The sequence below is a fragment of the Paraburkholderia sp. BR14320 genome, assembly GCF_040948665.1.
Classification (GTDB): domain Bacteria; phylum Pseudomonadota; class Gammaproteobacteria; order Burkholderiales; family Burkholderiaceae; genus Paraburkholderia; species Paraburkholderia youngii.
The window spans coordinates 1-17,500 of the sequence record NZ_JBFPKG010000039.1; the positions used below are offsets into that span (position 1 = coordinate 1).

The window sequence follows — 17,500 nt, forward strand, 5'->3', positions numbered from 1 at the left end:
AAGCGGGCACGGCAGTTCGGAGAGGCGTTCACGGCTTGATTGGCTTATGCTGCCATTGAATAAGGAGAATCGACTTCATAACCGTAGGGCTTATGATAGCAATTCGACCGAATCTTGGCCGTACCCCTACCTGCACGCGGAAGACGGCCGCATCGTCGGGCAGCTCGGCCGGCACAAGGCATTGTTCATCACGAGCCTCGGCGCGGATCTGCGCGCGGGCTCGCCGTATGAATCGATGGATGCGCTGACGCCGGCGCTGAAGGCGGCATTCGGTTTTCTTGGCGTCGACGCGCCGACTTTCGTCGATGCGCAGCCGCTGCAGTTCGCCAATCCCGAAGCGCGGGCCGCGGCGCTCGAACGTGCGCGTGGAGAATTGGCCACGGTTGCGGCGCAGTGGGCGCAAGGCGAACGGGTGGCAAACCAGCAAGCCGAGGCGTTGTGCCAGGCCGACGTGGAGTGAAGCTATGAACACGATCCGCACTCTATTCGCGTCTGCGCTGCTGGCCGGCGTGGCGATCACGGGCGCATGGCAGTCCGCCTATGCCGCCGAGACCGCCCGGGCGCGCGCAGCCCCTCACGAAACCATCGCCCCCGCCTTCGCCGTCCCGATCGCGAACGTGCCGGGCAAGACGATGACCGCGCTCGTCGTCGACTATGCGCCGGGCGGCAAGTCGGCGCCGCATCGGCATGGCCAGGCGTTCGTGGTGGGCTATGTGCTGTCGGGCGCGATCCGCAGCCGCGTCGATAACGGCGGGGAGCGCGTCTACCATGCGGGCGAATCGTGGACCGAGAAGCCCGGCGCGCATCACAAGGTCAGCGAGAACGCGAGCACGACCGAGCCGGCAAAACTGCTCGCGATTTTCGTCGCGGATACGAACGACCAACACCTGGTGACGTTCGATAAAAAGTGATCGTCATCGTGCGGCGGCCCTCGCCGCCCGCGCGCATCGATGCAGGTGCAACGATGCGCGCGCAACGCTGCATCAGAAGCGCGGATGACACTCGAAGCTGACCGACGACGCGTGCTCGGTCATCGCGCTGACGCCGCTGACCGTCTCCCTGTTCACACTGCTTTGCATGCCGCGACGATCGCAGTAGTCGCGCGCCTCGTTCATCGCGAGTTCGTGCGCGCGCGCCCAGGCCATGCGCCCGCCGGTCGCGCTAGCGGCGACCGTATAGCTGCCGGGCTTGCCGCTCGCGACCACATCCGTGCTGGACGCGCAGCCGACGAGACTCGCGCACGCGAGCGCCACTGCGACCGCTGCGCTCACACGCGTGAGCAGCGGCGCCCTCTTCCTTTCTGCGCTCGCCACTCGCGCGGCGCACTCGGCTTCGCATACCCGCACCGTTGCGCACGCTCCGGCAAGACTGTCCGAACCCTGATTCGACATCGTGGATCACCTGCATTTTTAACTGATTAGTCAGGCAGTAATTATCCGGAATCGTTCGCGCAAGATCAGCCGATACAACCGAAAACACTGTTGCGCGGCTCTTAACAATGGTCACGAGCACGATGCCGCGACGAAGTCCGCAATGAGCGGACCATGTGGTTCACGAAAGAGCTTCCAGAATCCCTTTGGAGCGTTTAGTCTGTAGCGATGCCTGTTCGACAGACTGGCATATCGAACCGCGGACGGACCCCCACCACATAGCGGCATACACCGGTCGCCGAACCGGAGGAGACACATATGGATCTCGAGGCACGTACCCTTCATCGCGTCACGATGCGGCTCATCCCGTTTCTGATGCTCTGCTACTTCATCGCTTATCTGGATCGCGTCAACGTCGGCTTCGCGGCCTTGCAGATGAACAAGGCGCTCGATCTTTCCGCGAGCGCGTTCGGCTTCGGCGCGGGCGTGTTCTTTCTCGCGTACTTCTTTTTCGAAGTGCCGTCGAACCTGCTGCTCGAACGATTCGGCGCACGCCGCTGGATCGCGCGGATCATGTTCTCGTGGGGCATCCTCGCGGGCGCGATGGCCTTCATCCCGGACATCGCGCGCTTCACCGGGCTCTCGCCCGCGCACGTGTTTTACGGCCTGCGCATCCTGCTCGGCATCGCCGAGGCCGGTTTTTTCCCGGGCATCATTTTTCTGCTGACCTTGTGGTTTCCGGCCGCGTATCGCGGGCGCGTGGTCGGCTATTTCATGGCGGCGATTCCGCTGTCGACGGTGATCGGCGGCCCGATCTCCGGCGCACTGCTGTCGCTCGACGGCATCGGTGGACTCGGCGGCTGGCAGTGGCTGTATCTGATTGAGGCGGCGCCCGCGGTATTGCTGTCGGTCGCGGTACTGCTCTATCTGACGGACAAGCCCGCCGATGCCACCTGGCTCAGCACCGAGGAGCGCGAATGGCTGATCGCGCGCCAGAAGCAGGAGCGTGAGCATCGCGAGGCGGTGCGCCACTTCAGCGTGAAGGAGGCGCTGATAAATCCGCGCGTGCTCGCCATCGCGCTGATCTATTTCGGCGCGAACGCGACCAACTACGGCCTGAGCTTCTTCCTGCCGCAGATCGTGAAGGCGTTCGGTCTGACCAATCTGCAGACCGGTTTCGTCACGTCGCTGCCGTACGTCGTCGGGCTGATCGGCATGATCGTGTGGGGGCGGCATTCGGATCGACACCTCGAGCGCCGCTGGCACGTCGCGATCGCGCTGTTCATTGCGGCGGGCGGCATCGCGGTCGCGGCCGGGCTCGACAATCCGGTCTTGAAGATGGTTGCGCTATCGATTGCCGGCTTCGGCATCTTCGGTTGCCTGCCGGTGATCTGGACCTTGCCGGCCGCGTTCCTGTCGGGCGCGGCGGCCGCGGGCGGCATCGCCGCGATCAATTCGCTCGGCAATCTGGCGGGTTTTTTCGGCCCGTTCGCGATGGGCTGGATCAAGGACAGCACCGGCGGCTTCGGCGCGGGGCTGCTATGCCTCTCGGGCGCGGGGCTGATCGGGATGGCGGCAGTGTTGCTGCTGCATCACGACACGTCGCTCGAGACGGTGCATGGGAATCCGCATGCGCGGCCGTCGGGTGAAACGGGCGTCGCGAGGTCCTAGCCTTCTGCCTCACCCAGTTCGATACGCACCCGGGCAGCGCCCGGGTCGCATTCAGTTCACCGCGCTGCCGTTGTTCGACCCTGCGCCGTCCTGAGCGCCCGCATCGGGCGGCACGACGTCGTCTGGCGTCGGGGTCGGCGCGAGCGCGGCCGCACCACCGCCACGGGTTTCACCGTCGACGGTATTGCCGGGCGGCGTCGTGGGAGCCCCTTCCGGCCCCGACCCAGGCGCCGGCAGCAACGGCGGCAATTCGCGCACTTCGCCCGGCACCTCGGACGCACCCGCTGCCTCTGACCCCGCCGGGGAGGCCACGGCAGACCCCGGCGGCTGCACCGGCGCCACCGGCGCACGCCGCGCCGGTGCACGCGCCACGACCGGCTTATCCGCCTGCGTCGGCGTGCGCGTGAACAGGTTCTCGATCCAGTTGCGCAAGCGTTCGGCGCGCTCGGCGAACCAGCCGGGCTGCTGCGCGGTATCGAACTTCATGTGGCTGTCGACGAGCCGCGAGCGCTGCGCGCGCTGGAAGAAATCGCCTACGATCGGCAGCGCGCTATGCGCGCCCTGCCCCCAGTAGTCACTGCGCAACGTCACGCGGCTGTCGTTGAAGCCGACCCACGCCCCCGCCACCAGTTGCGGCTGCATCAGGATGAACCAGCCATCCGCGTTGCCCTGGGTCGTGCCGGTCTTGCCCGCCACGTCGCCGCGCACGCCAAAGCGCGTGCGGATGCTCGCGCCGGTGCCGCGGCTGACCACGTCGCGCATCACGTCGACGAGCGTGCGCGCTGCGTCGGCGGGCAACTCGCGCTTCGGTGTGGCCGGGCTGAATTCGGCCAGCAGGTTGCCGTTGCGGTCCTCGATGCGCGTGACCATCAGCGGCTCGACGTAGCTGCCGAGGTTCGCGATCGTGCCGTACGCCGACACCATTTCCTTCAGCGTGACCGGGCTCGTGCCGAGCGCGAGCGACGGCACCGGGTCGAGCTGGCTGTCGCGCACGCCCATCGCGCGCGCGAGCTTCGCGACCCGTTTCGGACCGACCGACTCCATCACCTGTGCGGTGATGCGGTTGCGCGAATACGCGAGCGCATCGCGCAGGCTGATCATGCGGCCGCTCGGCTCGTCCTCGTCGTTCGGCTTCCAGAGTTCGCCGCCGGCGAGTTCGATCTGGACCGGATTGTCGGGCAGTTTGTCGTCGGGCTTCGCGCCGGCCTCGAAGGCCGCCGCGTAGACGAACGGCTTGAACGTCGAGCCCGGCTGACGCCGCGCCTGCTGCACGTGATCGAACGGATCGACGCCAAAGTCGCGGCTGCCGACCCACGCCTTGATCTCGCCGGTACGCGGGTCCATCGCGAGGAAGTCGGCCTGCACGCGCGTCTTCGTGTCGCACACGCTTTGCACGAGCTTGCGATCGGCGAACAGCTGTTTGAGCGCGTCGTCGTCGGACAGGCCCGTGTCTTTGGCCGCGCGGAAGTCGGGCGTTTCGCGCAGGAACGTGCGCAGCAGGTCCTTGTCCGCCGAGCAGCCCGCGCGCGTGCCCCACGCCGAGTTCGCGATGTTCTGCAACTGGTTGCCCTGCAGCGTGACCGCCTGGGTCGCCATCGTCTGGAGGCGCGAGTCGATCGTCGTGCGCACGACGAGTCCATCGGAATAGATGTTGTAGTCGTTGCGATCGGCCCACGCGACCAGCCATTTGCGCAGTTGCTGCGTGAAATGCGGCGCGGGTCCGGGCGGCTCGATCTGGCGCTCGAAGTCGAGACGCAGCGGCTTGCGGGCGAGCCCGTCGTACTGCGCGGGCGTCAGCTTGCCGTACTTGACCAGTTGCGCGAGCACCGTATTGCGCCGCTGCAACGCGCGCTCGGGGTTCAGCACCGGGTTGTAGTACGCGTTGCCCTTCAGCATGCCGGTCAGCGTCGCCGCTTCGAGCACGTTCAGCTCCGACGCGGACTTGTCGAAATAGGTGCGCGCGGCCATTTCGATGCCGTACGCGTTGTACAGGAACGGTACCGTGTTCAGGTAGGTTTCGAGGATCTCGTCCTTCGTGTAGAACGCCTCGATCTTCAGCGCGGTGATCGCTTCCTTCAGCTTGCGCGTCAGCGTCGGCGCGCGGCCGATTTCATCCGGATACAGATTGCGCGCGAGCTGCTGGGTAATTGTCGAGCCGCCCTGGCGGTCGCCGGAAAACGTGTGCAGCGCGGCCGAAGCGGTGCGGCGCCAGTCCAGCCCGAAATGCTGATAGAAGCGGTGATCCTCGGTCGCGATCAGCGCGTTGACGACGTTCGGCGAGATGTCCTTCAGCTTGACCCACTCGCGGTTCGACGGCTTGAACTCGGCGAGCAGCCTGCCGTCCGCCGACAGGATCTGCGCGGGCTGCTCGATCTTCGCCTTGCGGATGTCGCCGATGCTCGGCGTGAACGGAATCAGCAGCAGCACGTACAGCACGAACAGCACCGGCAGCGCGGCGAGCCCCCATGCGAACGTGCGGCGGGTCGGGTGGCGCAGATGCCACGCGGCCTTCGCGAACAGCGGGTTCGCGAGGGTCAGCCCTTTGTCGAGGGCCGCCAGAAAGGAGGAAAAGAGGCGCTTCACGTACTGTCGTCGGCTGGGAAAGGCGCAATCGTACCAAGATGTGGGGGGTGCGCCGATTTTTGCTCCCTTCGCGGGATGGCGTGCGGCCTCGGCGGGGCCACTATAATGTCGCCAATTCCGACAAGAGGTGCTTCATGATCATCAAACCGCGTGTGCGTGGCTTCATCTGTGTATCGACCCATCCGACCGGCTGCGAAGCCAACGTCAAGGAACAGATCGAGTATGTGAAGGCACGCGGCCCCATCGCCAACGGCCCGAAGAAGGTGCTCGTGATCGGCGCGTCGACCGGCTACGGCCTCGCCGCGCGCATCAGCGCCGCGTTCGGCTCGGGCGCGTCGACCCTCGGCGTGTTCTTCGAGCGCGCGGGCAGCGAAACCAAGGCGGGCACGGCCGGCTGGTACAACACCGCGGCGTTCGAGAAGTTCGCCACCGCCGAAGGCCTGTACGCGACCAGCATCAACGGCGACGCGTTCTCCGACGAAGTGAAGGCGCGCACCATCGAAGTGATCAAACGCGATCTCGGCCAGGTCGATCTGGTCGTCTACAGCCTCGCGGCGCCGAAGCGCCAGCACCCGAAAACGGGCGAAGTGTTCAGCTCGGTGCTAAAGCCGATCGGCAAGGCAGTCAATCTGCGCGGCATCGATACCGACAAGGAAGTGATCAAGGAAACCGTGCTCGAACCGGCGACGCCGGAAGAAATCGCGCACACGGTCGCGGTGATGGGCGGCGAGGACTGGCAGATGTGGATGGACGCGCTGGGCGAAGCCGGTGTGCTCGCCGACGGCGCGAAGACCACCGCATTCACCTACCTCGGCGAGAAGATCACGCACGACATCTACTGGAACGGCTCGATCGGCGCGGCCAAGAAGGATCTCGACCAGAAGGTGCTCGGCATCCGCGCAAAGCTCGCGGCCAAAGGCGGCGATGCGCGTGTCGCGGTGCTGAAGGCGGTCGTCACGCAGGCAAGCTCGGCGATTCCGATGATGCCGCTGTATCTGTCGCTGCTCTTCAAGGTGATGAAGGAAAAAGGCACGCACGAAGGCTGCATCGAACAGGTGTACGGCCTGTACAAGGACAGTCTCTATGGCAGCCAGCCGCATCTGGACGACGAGGGCCGTCTGCGCGCCGACTACAAGGAACTCGATCCGCAGGTGCAAGGCCGCGTGCAGGAGCTTTGGAACCAGGTGACCAACGACAACATCTACGAACTCACTGACTTCGCCGGCTACAAGACCGATTTCCTGCGTCTGTTCGGCTTTGAAATGAAGGGCGTCGACTACGAGGCGGACGTCAATCCGGACGTGCAGATTTCGAATCTCGTGCAGGTTTGATTCCCCGAGGGGCGGGCCCGCATCGCGAGTTCGCCCCTGCTGTTGCCCCCGCTCGACTGCCTCCCCTTACTCCCTCCCCTCACCCCTTCCGCACACACGTCAGCACGGATACGCGCCCTGCAATGAGCGCAGAATCGCGAGCCCGATCGGAAAATCGTCGGAAATGCCCGGGTGGTTCGCGAAGAACGCATCGAGCAGCGGATAAACCGTCTGGTTGCCGATCGCGAGCGTTTCTGGCGGACAGAACAGCTGCCGCTGTTTGCGCGAGACCAGATCGCCGTTCGCCCAGCCGAACGCGTTGATCGTGCCGGTAATGTACGCCGCATAGATCGAGTTGTTGTCGGCGTGCGCCCATTTCTTGTATTGGGCGGCAGTCATCTCGGCGCTCGCGTTCAGAGTGAAGCACGCCGTCAGCACAGCCAGCGCGAATTTTGTTACCCGCATCGTTGGACCTTCAATGTCGCTAAATGGGCGCCATTGTAGGCGACGCGGGCTGCACGCGCAGCAGCCGTCAGGTGCTTCAATTCGAAAGCAATGCGTAAGCATTGAGGGTGGGATCTGCCAGCATCCGCGGGTCTGCCGACGCTCGCACGAATCGATGATTACGGCGTGCCGTTACGGCAATAGCTGCGATACCCGTCGCGCTCGGCGAGGCGCGCCATATAAGCGGCTACCGCCGGCAAATCGTCGTGCTGCTGCGGCGTTTCGAGCCAGCGGTTCGCGGACAGCGCGATCGGAATATCGGCGAGCGAGAACGCGTCGCCCGCGATATAAGCGCCGGTGCGCGCGAGTTGCTGCTCGACGATCGCCATATGCCTGGACCAGTTCGCGCACGACGCGGCGATCTGCCGCGGGTCCTGATGCTCGGGCGAGTGCCGCACGAGTGCGAGAAACGCGTAACTCCACGAGCGGTTCAATTCGCTCGCCTGCCAGTCGATCCATTGATCGCAGCGCGCGCGCTCGACCGGATCGGCCGGATACAGCGCGTCACCGCGATATCGGTTCGCGAGGTAACGGATGATCGAGTTCGATTCCCACAGCACGAAGTCGCCGTCGCGAATCACGGGAACCATCGCATTCGGATTCAGCGCGCGGAATTCGGCGACATCGGTCGAGCGAAAGCCCGAGCCCCAGTCTTCCTGTTCGAACGCGAGCCCCAGTTCCGCGCAGGTCCACAGCACCTTGCGCACGTTGATAGAGGTGGTCTTGCCGAGTATCTGCAGCATCAGTTGTTGTATCTCGCGTCGGTAGAACGGTTGAGGGAATCAAACTCAGCAGCCAGTGAGTTTGCCTTGCGCGCGGCGCGGCGTCATCCGCTTTTCAGCGTCGCCTGTTCGCGGATCATGTCGTACAGCGCCTGTGCGGCCGGCGACAACTGCGCGGTCTTGCGCGCGACCAGCACCAGCGTGCGCGACACGGTCGGCTGCGTGAGCTCGACCGTTCGCACGCTCGGATACGCGCCCTTCTGCAGCGCGAGCGCGGGCACCACGGCCGCGCCGACACGCTGCGCGACGAGCCCGACCGCGGTCGAACTGCGCTGCACTTCGTAGAACGACCGCAGCGCGAGCTCGCTCGATGCCAACGCGACGTCGAGCAGCGCTCGGTTGCCGCTGACCTCGCCGGCGAAAATCAGCGGGAACGCCTGCAACTGCCGCCACGCGATGCGCCGCCGCTTCGCGAGCGGATGGTCTTCGTGGCAGATCAGCACATAGCGGTCTTCGGTGAGCGGCACGGTAGCGAGATCCGGATGATGCTCGCGCGCGATATTGATGCCGAACTCGACCTCCCTGCGCAACACTGCCTCTTCCACCGCCGACGACGCGTGATCGAGAATCTTGATGCGATTGTGCGGATAGCGCGCCGAATACGCCTGCAGGATGCGCGGCAGATATTGCACGCCGACGGTCGGCACACACGCGATGGACACGTCGCCGCGTCGCGCGATCCCCGTTTCGCGGATTTCGACGAGCGCGTCGGCCAGCTCGCCGAGCAGCCGGCGCGCCTGCGGCAGAAAATTGCGGCCGATGTCGGTGAGCGCCATCGAACGCGTGGTGCGCTCGATCAGCGTCACGCCGAGATAGGTTTCGAGCTTGCGCAGCCGCTGCGTGATCGCCGTTTGCGTCACGTGCAGCGAATCCGCCGCGCTCTGGAAGCTGCCGCGATCGGCAATCGCGACGAATGCCTGTACGCCGAGCGTGTCGATTTTCATTAGAAAAATGAAGTAATCGGAATCATAAATTCATTTTACTCGAGGCTGATCGCGGCCGAGAATGGCCGCAACGACCCCACGAAGGAGCCAAAGATGACCGGCAAAACGACCAACGAGCACAGCGATTGGCACGCGAAGCAGTACACGCTGTTCGAGAACGAGCGCACGCGGCCGGTGCGCGATCTGCTCGCGGCGGTGCCGTTGGAAGGTGCGCGGCTCGCGGTCGATATCGGCTGCGGCCCGGGCAACTCGACCGAGATGCTGGCCGAGCGGGTGCCGGGCGCGTCGGTCAGCGGCATCGACAGCTCGGCCGACATGATCGCGGCGGCCCGTCGGCGGCTGCCGCAATTGCGCTTCGACATCGGCGACGTGTCGGCGTGGGACGCCCGTGGCCCCTTCGACGTGATCCTCGCGAACGCGGTGCTGCAATGGGTGCCTGACCACGAGCGGCTGTTCCCCGCGCTGGTGGCAAAACTGGCCACGGGCGGCAGCCTCGCCGTGCAGATGCCCGCCAATCTCGACGAACCGGCGCACCGGCTGTTGCGCGAAATCGCCGCCGACGGACCTTGGGCGTCCAGGCTGATGGGCGTCGAGCGCACCGTGCGCCACGACGCGAGCTGGTACTACGCGCTGCTCAGGCCGCTGTGCGCGCGCGTCGACGTGTGGCGCACGGTCTATCACCACCCGCTCGCGGGCGCCGACGCAGTGGTCGAATGGTTCAAGGGCAGCGCGCTGCGGCCGTTTCTCGCCGCGCTCGACGACGCCGAACGCAGCGCGTTTCTTCAACGCTATCGCGACGAAATCGCCAAAGCCTACCCGGCGCTCGCCGATGGCACGGTGCTGCTGCCGTTTCCGCGGCTTTTCATCGTCGCGACGCGCGGCCAACGCTGAGTCCGCGCCCGGAAACCGCGCAAGCCGCTGAGCGCCGTGCGGCGGGGAGGCCGGCGAATGCTGCGGGCTCGACCGGGCGTCCCGCGCACGTCGCGGATGCCTCGCCCGAAAGCTCGCCTGTTGCGGTGCCGCACGCTAGGGTTGGTCAGGAATTGCCGCCCGGGAATTCCGCATGCTAATGTGTATAAAAAGCGGAGGACGGCGCCCGCCGGCCTCACCGGGAAGCCATTTACTGCAGCGAGCGTCGCCATGAGTGATGTACGCCAACATCTGAGTCCCCGTGACCGCCTTGAGCTGTTGTGCTGGCTCACATGCGGAAGCCTCGGCGCTTATTATCTGAACGAAGACTGGCCCGACGCGGCGTTTCACGTGCAGTCCGCGCACAAGTGGCTCGACCGCCGCGCGCGCGAAGCCGACTGGCTGTGCATCGCGAAGCTGTCGGCCACCGCGGTCGAAATCGCGCGGCGCCACGCGCGCTTCGTGGATACCGATTGGGCGCGCGACGCGGTCGAGGAAATTCTCGATACCGACGAACTCGATCCGCAAGCCCGGCTCGTCCGGCAGGTGATCGCCGACTGTCAGAGCGCGCTAGCCGACAAGCGGATCGCCGATTAGCCGCGGGCTGGCTTTTCTTCCTTTTTTGCGGTGTTTTGGGGGCCAATTTTTGGCCCCTTTTGCGTTGTTCCGCTCTAGCCCGCACGCTGCGCTGCTTGGAATCGGTAAAAAATGCGTTACGCGCCGTCGCGCGTCATCTTTGTTCGTTCGCGCAAGCGCCGCGACCGCCCCGCCCTTTATTCCTCCACCACCCTCTTCAACTTCAGCAGCGCCTGATCCCACTGCCGCGAAATCGCGTCGAGCGCGCGGCGCGCCGCGTCGAGATGCGCGGGCTCGAACGCCCACAGGCGCTCGCGTCCGACCTTCACATCGTGTACGAGCCCCGCGTCGGCCAGCACCTGCAGATGCTGCGTGACCGACTGCCGCGTGATGTCGGTGCCGGCCGTCAGTTGCGCGATCGACATCGCGCTGCCCGCGCACAACGCCGCGACGAGACGCAGGCGCGTCTCGTCACCGAGCGCCGCGAACACCGCCGCCGAATTGCGCAGCGTCGTCGCCTTGAGGCCTGCCTTCGCGGAGCCCGCCTTAACTCGCGCCGACATATCGTTCGATATTGAGCATCTGCTGTCCCCAGCCGCCGTCGTTCAGCCGGAACGCTTCCGCGCGGCGCCCGACCGGCAACTGGTCGAAGCCCGATTCGACGACGCGCAGCAGCGTGCCGGACTCGACTTCGCTCAAATCGAATTCAACGAGCGTGGTCGGCTCCGGCGTGTAGTCGATCGTGATGTCGATCGCGGCCGGATGCCAGCGCCACGACAGATGATGCTCGGGCTCGACACGCTCGACCAGCACGTCCATCACCAGGTGCTCGTAGCCCGGATAGGTGATGTGCCCCTGCGTGGATTGCCCGGCGACGAACTGCTTGCCGGCAAGGTTCACACCGAACCACTTGCCGAATTCCTCGGCGTTGGCCAGCGCGCGCCAGACGCGCGAGCGCGGCGCCTTCAACAGAATCTGCTTTTCGATGCGATCGGTCGATGAATTCATATGCAGCCTCCAGGCTTCATATTAGAAACACCGCCGCCGATATGCAAGCATTCGACTGCGCTTTTTTCAGCGCATGATGCGCGCGGCGCCGGCTCGACCGAGCGCCGCGCTCCGTGCCTCACTCAGTCGCATGCGCATGCATGACGCCGGCCTGCATCGACCACGCCATCCACGGCCGGCGCAGCGCGACGATCGCAAGGAACGCGCACGCCGACAGCGTGCCGAACGTCGCGAAGCCCATCTGATAGCTACCGGTGCTCTCCTTCGCGATGCCCATCACGACCGGCAGATAGAAGCCGCCGATGCCGCCCGCCGCGCCGACGATGCCCGACATCAGGCCAGTGCGGCCGGCCCAGCGATGCGGCACGAGCTGGAACGTCGCGCCGTTGCCGAGTCCGAACGCGACGTACATGCACAGCAGCAACGCGATGCCGCCCGCGAACGACGGCATCGCCGTCGCGAACAGGAAGTCACAAATCGCGATGATCGCGAGCAGCACGGTCAGCGCGCGCACGCCCGACACGCGGTCCGCAATCAGACCGCCGAGCGGACGCACCATCGCGCCGGTCGCGGCGAGCAGCGCCATGAACAGACCCGCGTCGATCTTCGACAGTTGATACAGGTTGGTCAGCAGCAGCGACACATACGAGGACATGCCGACGAAACCGCCGAACGTGATGCTATAGACGAGCATGATGACCCACGTATCGCGCTCGGCGAGCACCGAGCGGTAGCGTTGCGGCAGCACCGCGATCGCGAGCAGCGCGCCGACCACCGGCAACAGCAGCACGCCGGTCTTGCCCGCGCCGAACAGCCCCGCTTCGACGAGCAGCACGAGCACGATCAGGCCGGCGAGCGTCGTCGCGAAGCTGCCGAAAGCGCGCAGCACGCTGCCGGTTTTGACACCTGCGTCGTTGGCCCAGAAGTACAGCGTGATCGCGGCGATCGCGAGCAGCGGCAAGGCGCCGCCCGCGGCGAGTTGCCAACCGTAACGCGTTGCGAGTTGAGGGAACAGGAAGCCGTCGAGCACCGCGCCGATGTTGCCGGCCGCGGCCAGCCCCAATACGAGGCCCTGCACCTTCGGCGGATAGTTGCTGCCGGCCATCGGCAGTGCGACCGCGAAGCTGGCGCCGCCGACGCCGAGGAACACGCCGAGCACCAGCAGCGTTTCATACGACGGCACCGATTGCAGCAACGGCAGCACGATCGTCGGCACCGCCGAGAGCAACACGCCCATTAACGCAATGCGTTTGCCATGCGCGGACTGATACAGATTGCCGAGCGTCACGCGCAGAATCGCCGCGGACAATACCGGCACCGCAACGAGCAGACCCTGTTGCGCGGGCGTCATCGCAATGCTCTTGCTGATGAACGGCGCGAGCGGCCCATACAGCACCCAGACGGTGAAGCCCGTGTCGAAATACAGAAAGCAGGCGACCAGTGCGCGCCAATCGCCACTTCGCAGGGAGTGCATCACGTTTTTCATCAGAGATCCTCGGTAAATAAAATGCCTGGTAGTCCGGTTGATACGTTACTTGTGTTTTGCACCGGCATCTCGCCCGGAGTTTTAACCGGGACTCGGTATGCAAGCGTCATGCCATCATGCTGCGTGTTTTGATGCATTTTTTAAGGCCTTTTTCGAAATGCGTCGGTGGCTCAATACACGTCGCGTGCATAGCGTTTTTCGCGCGTCAGACGACTCACGTATTCGAGTGCTTTCTCTTCGCTCATGCCGCCGTGCGTCGTGATGATGTCCTTCAGCGCCGCATCGACATCGCGTGCCATCCGGTTCGCGTCGCCGCATACATAGAAATGCGCACCGTCTTCGAGCCATGCCCACAGTTGCGCACCGTGTTCGCGCATGCGGTCCTGCACATAGATCTTGTCGGCCTGGTCGCGCGAGAACGCGACGTCGAGTCGGGTCAGCAGACCGCTCGCGCGCATCGCTTCGAGTTCGTCGCGATAGTAGAAGTCGGTCGCGGCATGTTGTTCGCCGAAGAACAGCCAGTTGCGCCCGCGCTCGCCGCGTGCCTGCCGTTCATGCAGAAAGCCGCGAAACGGTGCGATGCCGGTGCCGGGACCGACCATGATCATCGGCGTGTCCGGGTGATGAGGAGGACGAAAGTGCGCGGACTTTTGCACGAACACGGGGACGTCGGTGTCGCTTGCGCGATCCGCGAGAAAGGTCGACGACACACCCTTGCGGTGCCGCCGCCCGTTGCTGTAACGCACCGCCGATACCGTCAGATGCACCTCGCCCGGATGCGCCTTCGGGCTCGATGCGATCGAATACAGACGCGGCTGCAGGCGCTTCAGCATGCCGGTGAGTTCGGCGGCCGAGAGGTTCACCGGAAACTCGTGCAATACGTCGGCGAGCTGCTGTCCCCATAGCCATTGCTTCAGATCCGCCTTGCGTTCGGGCGCGAGCAGATCGCCCAGCGCGCTGTTGCGACTGCGCGCGGCGACGAACGCAAGTGCCTCGGCGCTCGGCCGCGCGATTTCGTAGTGCTTGGTGAGCGCATCGGCGAGCCGCATGTCGCCGATACCCGTGACGTGCACCGATGCCTCCGCGTGCAGACCGCTCAGCGTGATCAGTTCGTCGACGAGTTCGGGGCAGTTGCTCGGCCACACGCCGAGCGCATCGCCCGCTTCGTATTCGAGGGTCGTCTCGCCCGTTTGCAGCGACACGTAGCGCGTATCCTTCACCGCGCCCTGCCGGTTCAGTCGCAAGTTGCCGACGATGCGCGACGCGGCTGGCCGCGCCTTGGTCGGTACCGCGCCGACCACCGCGTTGATCATGCCGCCCGGCGGCACCGCGTGCAGTGCGGCATCCGCCTGCTTGATACAGACGATCACGCGTTCGAGCCAGGCATCTGCGCCCGACTGATAGTCGATGTCGCAATCAACGCGCTCGGTGAGACGCAGCGCGCCCTGCGCGGCGAGCCGCTCGTCGAGCCGACGGCCGTGACCGCAAAACTGATCATAGTTGCGATCGCCGAGCGCGAGCACCGCGAAACGCACGCCATCGAGGCGCGGCGCTGTGGCGGCGTTCAGATGCGTCCAGAAGTCCTGCGCGTTGTCGGGGGCATCGCCGTCGCCGAACGTGCTGGTCATCAGCAACACGTACTGCGCCTTCGCGAGCGCCGCGAACGGATAGTCGGCCATGCACGCAGTGCGGATTTCGAAGCCCGATTCCATCAGACGCGTCGCGTAACGCTCGGTCAGCGATTCGGTGTTACCGGTTTGCGAGGCCCACAACAGCGTGACCTTAGGCCGGGTGCGCACGATCCGCACGCCCGATTCGCGGGCCTCTTCCTGCGCGGCAGGCGGCGGCAATGCGGTGGCTGAAGCCCGGGCCGTCGTCGCGCTGCGGCTATACAGTCCCGCAAGCAGACCATCGACATAGAGCCGCTTCACCGCATCGAACGGTGCGCTGTGCGGCAGCACCGGCACGTTGTCGAGGCCTTGCGCTTCGGACGAACGCAGGCCGCTCACGAAACCCGCCAGATACGCGCGCTCCGGATCGCTGAGCGCGGGCATCGATACGGGCTCGGGCGGCAAGTGCAGCAAAGTCGTGAGGGCTTCGATACGAGGCATGGGTTGATCCTTGGCGCTGGGCGCTAAAACCGCTGCGTCGGTGGGGGTAGAGAGCGCGTCGTCGTTGCGTGTGTCCGCGACGCGATCGGCCGTCACCGGACTCAGCGCGACCGCGCAGACTTTCAGTTCGGGCTGCAATGAAACCGGATCGACCGCGTCGTTGGTCACCGCGTTGATGCAAAGCTCGTCGCCGAACACGTCGTTCCAGTGCATCGGCGCGAAGCACTGCCCCGCGCTCACCCGATCGGTGACGACGGCGGGCAGCACTGCGCGGCCGCGCCGTGAACGGATCTCGACCGCGTCTTTCGCGCGAATGCCGAGTTCGGCCGCATCGTGCGGATGAATCTCGACGAAGGGTCCCGGGTTCAGCTTGTTCAGCATCGCGACCTTGCCGGTCTTGGTCATCGTGTGCCATTGATGCTGCACGCGGCCCGTGTTCAACACGATCGGAAACTCACGACCGGCCAACTCGGCCGGGGGCGCATACGCGCGCGCGAAAAACTTCGCCCTGCCGCTCGCGGTCGGAAAAGCAATGCGCGGGCGGCTGCCATCTTCCGACTCTTTGAGCGTCTGGCTCACGCCGTCATTCAGATAGCGAAGCGGATTGCGCTCGCACGAATCCGTCGACGCGATCGGCCACTGCAGCGGCGCGTCCTTCAAGCGGCGATGACTCGCGCCGCGCAGGTCGTAGCCGGTTGCCGGGTTCGCCGCGCGCGTGAGTTCGGCGAACACTTCGTCGGCGCTCGCATAGCTGAATGCCTCGGCAAAGCCCATTTCACACGCGATGCGCGCGATGATCTGCCAGTCGGGCAATGCCGCGCCGGGCGGTTCGATGGCCTGCTGCATCAGCGTCAGATTGCGCTCCGAGTTGACCATCACGCCTTCGGCTTCGGCCCACAAAGCGCCTGGCAGCAGCACGTCGGCGTAGCGATTCGTTTCGGTGTCGAGGAACGCGTCCTGCGCGATCACGAGTTCGGCCGCGCGCAAACCGGCGATCGCGGTCTGCCGGTTCGCGACGGTCGCGACCGGATTCGTGCAGATGATCCAGCACGCCTTGATGTCGCCCGCGGCCATGCGCGCGAACAGGTCGATCGTGCCGTTGCCCGCGTCCGCTTTGAGCGTGCCCGGTGCGATCCCCCACAGCGCTTCGATGAACGCGCGATCTTCGGCGACCAGCGCCGAACGCTGACCCGGCAAACCGGGGCCCATGTAGCCCATTTCGCGGCCGCCCATCGCGTTCGGCTGGCCCGTCAGCGAGAACGGGCCACTGCCGCGCCGGCAGATACGGCCCGTCGCCAGATGCAGATTGCACAGCGCATTGGTGTGCCACGTGCCGTGCGTGCTCTGGTTCAGGCCCATCGTCCAGCAGCTCATCCAGTCTTTGGCCGACGCGATCATCTGTGCGGCGCGACGGATGTCGTCGACGGCGAGGCCCGTGATGCGTGCAACGTTCTCCGGCGTGTACCCGGCGAGAAACGCGGGCATCGCGTCCCAGCCCTCGGTGTGCTCGGCGATAAAAGCCGCATCGGTTGCGCCGTTTTCGTGCAGCAGATGCAGCAGACCGTTCAGCAACGCGAGGTCGGTGCCGGGTTTGATCTGCAGGAACAGATCGGCTTTCTCGGCGGTCGTGTTGCGGCGCGGATCGACGACGATCAGCTTCGCGCCCGCCTTCACGCGATCCATCATGCGCAGGAACAGGATCGGATGACAGTCGGCCATATTCGCGCCGCTGACGAAAAACAGATCCGCGTGATCGAAGTCTTCGTACGAGCCGGGCGGCCCGTCCGCGCCGAGCGACAGCTTGTAGCCGCTCGCCGCGCTCGCCATGCACAGGCGCGAATTCGCTTCGATATTGTTCGTGCCGATAAAGCCCTTCGCGAGCTTGTTGACCAGATACTGCGCTTCGAGCGACATCTGCCCCGACACGTAAAACGACACCGCATCGGGACCATGCTCGTCGATCACACGCCGCAGACGCGCCGCGGTGTCGCTCAACGCCTGCGCCATCGGCAGCGGCGCCGGGTCTTCGTCGCGCGCATGACGCACGAACGCGCCTTCGAGGCGCCCCGACTTGCGCAGCGCGACGTGAGCCGACTGCCCTTTGGTGCAGAGCCGGCCAAAGTTGGCCGGATGCTCCTTGTCGCCAGCGATCTTCACGACCTGGCCGTCCTCGACGTGCAGCACCATGCCGCAACCGACGCCGCAATAAGGACACACGCTCTTTACGCTGGTATCAGACATACGCG

14 protein-coding genes and 1 pseudogene are annotated in these 17,500 nt (G+C 65.3%); 6 read left to right on the top strand and 9 right to left on the bottom strand.

Translation table 11 applies throughout. The features are described from left to right. Positions 1–127: 127 nt before the first annotated feature. Together AB3X89_RS28305 and AB3X89_RS28310 are read left to right on the top strand one after the other, a co-directional pair. A pseudogene (locus AB3X89_RS28305) lies at positions 128–460 on the top strand (NAD(P)H-dependent oxidoreductase); the annotation flags it as partial. Between the two features lie 4 nt (positions 461–464). Next, positions 465–911: a cupin domain-containing protein gene (locus tag AB3X89_RS28310; RefSeq protein ID WP_368586236.1), complete on the top strand. Its 447-nt coding sequence runs from the start codon at positions 465–467 to the stop codon at positions 909–911. Between the two features lie 72 nt (positions 912–983). Here AB3X89_RS28310 and AB3X89_RS28315 read toward each other — a convergent pair whose 3' ends face one another. Further along, positions 984–1,391: a hypothetical protein gene (locus AB3X89_RS28315; protein ID WP_368586237.1), complete on the bottom strand. Its 408-nt coding sequence runs from the start codon at positions 1,389–1,391 to the stop codon at positions 984–986. A 297-nt stretch (positions 1,392–1,688) separates the two neighbouring features. Here AB3X89_RS28315 and AB3X89_RS28320 point away from each other — a divergent pair, with 297 nt between their 5' ends. Continuing rightward, positions 1,689–3,041 carry an MFS transporter gene (locus AB3X89_RS28320; RefSeq protein ID WP_368586238.1) on the top strand — a complete coding sequence of 451 codons (1,353 nt, stop codon included), beginning with the start codon at positions 1,689–1,691 and terminating at the stop codon, positions 3,039–3,041. A 51-nt stretch (positions 3,042–3,092) separates the two neighbouring features. On the opposite strand, the gene AB3X89_RS28325 is transcribed toward AB3X89_RS28320, so the two are convergent. Continuing rightward, the gene (locus AB3X89_RS28325) at positions 3,093–5,624 is read right to left on the bottom strand and encodes a transglycosylase domain-containing protein (RefSeq protein ID WP_368586239.1); all 2,532 of its coding nucleotides are present in this window, start codon (positions 5,622–5,624) and stop codon (positions 3,093–3,095) included. A gap of 134 nt (positions 5,625–5,758) precedes the next feature. Here AB3X89_RS28325 and fabV point away from each other — a divergent pair, with 134 nt between their 5' ends. After that, positions 5,759–6,955 carry an enoyl-ACP reductase FabV gene (gene fabV / locus AB3X89_RS28330; protein ID WP_368586240.1) on the top strand — a complete coding sequence of 399 codons (1,197 nt, stop codon included), beginning with the start codon at positions 5,759–5,761 and terminating at the stop codon, positions 6,953–6,955. Positions 6,956–7,054: 99 nt separating this feature from the next. Here fabV and AB3X89_RS28335 read toward each other — a convergent pair whose 3' ends face one another. From AB3X89_RS28335 to AB3X89_RS28345, 3 genes are all read right to left on the bottom strand, one after another. Continuing rightward, on the bottom strand, positions 7,055–7,399 hold the full coding sequence (locus AB3X89_RS28335) for a hypothetical protein (protein ID WP_368586241.1): 345 nt from the start codon (positions 7,397–7,399) through the stop codon (positions 7,055–7,057). Between the two features lie 158 nt (positions 7,400–7,557). Then, positions 7,558–8,181, bottom strand: coding sequence for a glutathione S-transferase family protein (locus AB3X89_RS28340; protein WP_368586242.1), 624 nt, complete (start codon positions 8,179–8,181; stop codon positions 7,558–7,560). 83 nt (positions 8,182–8,264) lie between these two features. Then, positions 8,265–9,164: a LysR substrate-binding domain-containing protein gene (locus AB3X89_RS28345; RefSeq protein ID WP_368586243.1), complete on the bottom strand. Its 900-nt coding sequence runs from the start codon at positions 9,162–9,164 to the stop codon at positions 8,265–8,267. Positions 9,165–9,257: 93 nt separating this feature from the next. Between AB3X89_RS28345 and tam the strand changes: the two genes are divergently transcribed. Then, positions 9,258–10,055 carry a trans-aconitate 2-methyltransferase gene (gene tam, locus AB3X89_RS28350; protein ID WP_368586244.1) on the top strand — a complete coding sequence of 266 codons (798 nt, stop codon included), beginning with the start codon at positions 9,258–9,260 and terminating at the stop codon, positions 10,053–10,055. 249 nt (positions 10,056–10,304) lie between these two features. Continuing rightward, positions 10,305–10,670, top strand: coding sequence for a hypothetical protein (locus tag AB3X89_RS28355; protein WP_013089482.1), 366 nt, complete (start codon positions 10,305–10,307; stop codon positions 10,668–10,670). A 176-nt stretch (positions 10,671–10,846) separates the two neighbouring features. On the opposite strand, the gene AB3X89_RS28360 is transcribed toward AB3X89_RS28355, so the two are convergent. From AB3X89_RS28360 to AB3X89_RS28375, 4 genes are all read right to left on the bottom strand, one after another. Next, on the bottom strand, positions 10,847–11,212 hold the full coding sequence (locus AB3X89_RS28360) for an ArsR/SmtB family transcription factor (protein WP_368586245.1): 366 nt from the start codon (positions 11,210–11,212) through the stop codon (positions 10,847–10,849). Beyond that, positions 11,196–11,657: an SRPBCC family protein gene (locus tag AB3X89_RS28365; RefSeq protein ID WP_368586246.1), complete on the bottom strand. Its 462-nt coding sequence runs from the start codon at positions 11,655–11,657 to the stop codon at positions 11,196–11,198. The genes AB3X89_RS28360 and AB3X89_RS28365 overlap by 17 nt, the downstream gene beginning before the upstream one ends. 118 nt (positions 11,658–11,775) lie before the next feature. Further along, positions 11,776–13,143, bottom strand: coding sequence for an MFS transporter (locus tag AB3X89_RS28370; RefSeq protein ID WP_368586247.1), 1,368 nt, complete (start codon positions 13,141–13,143; stop codon positions 11,776–11,778). A 170-nt stretch (positions 13,144–13,313) separates the two neighbouring features. Next, positions 13,314–17,495 (bottom strand): molybdopterin-dependent oxidoreductase, encoded by a 4,182-nt coding sequence (locus AB3X89_RS28375; RefSeq protein ID WP_368586248.1) that lies wholly within the window; start codon positions 17,493–17,495, stop codon positions 13,314–13,316. Positions 17,496–17,500: the final 5 nt, after the last annotated feature.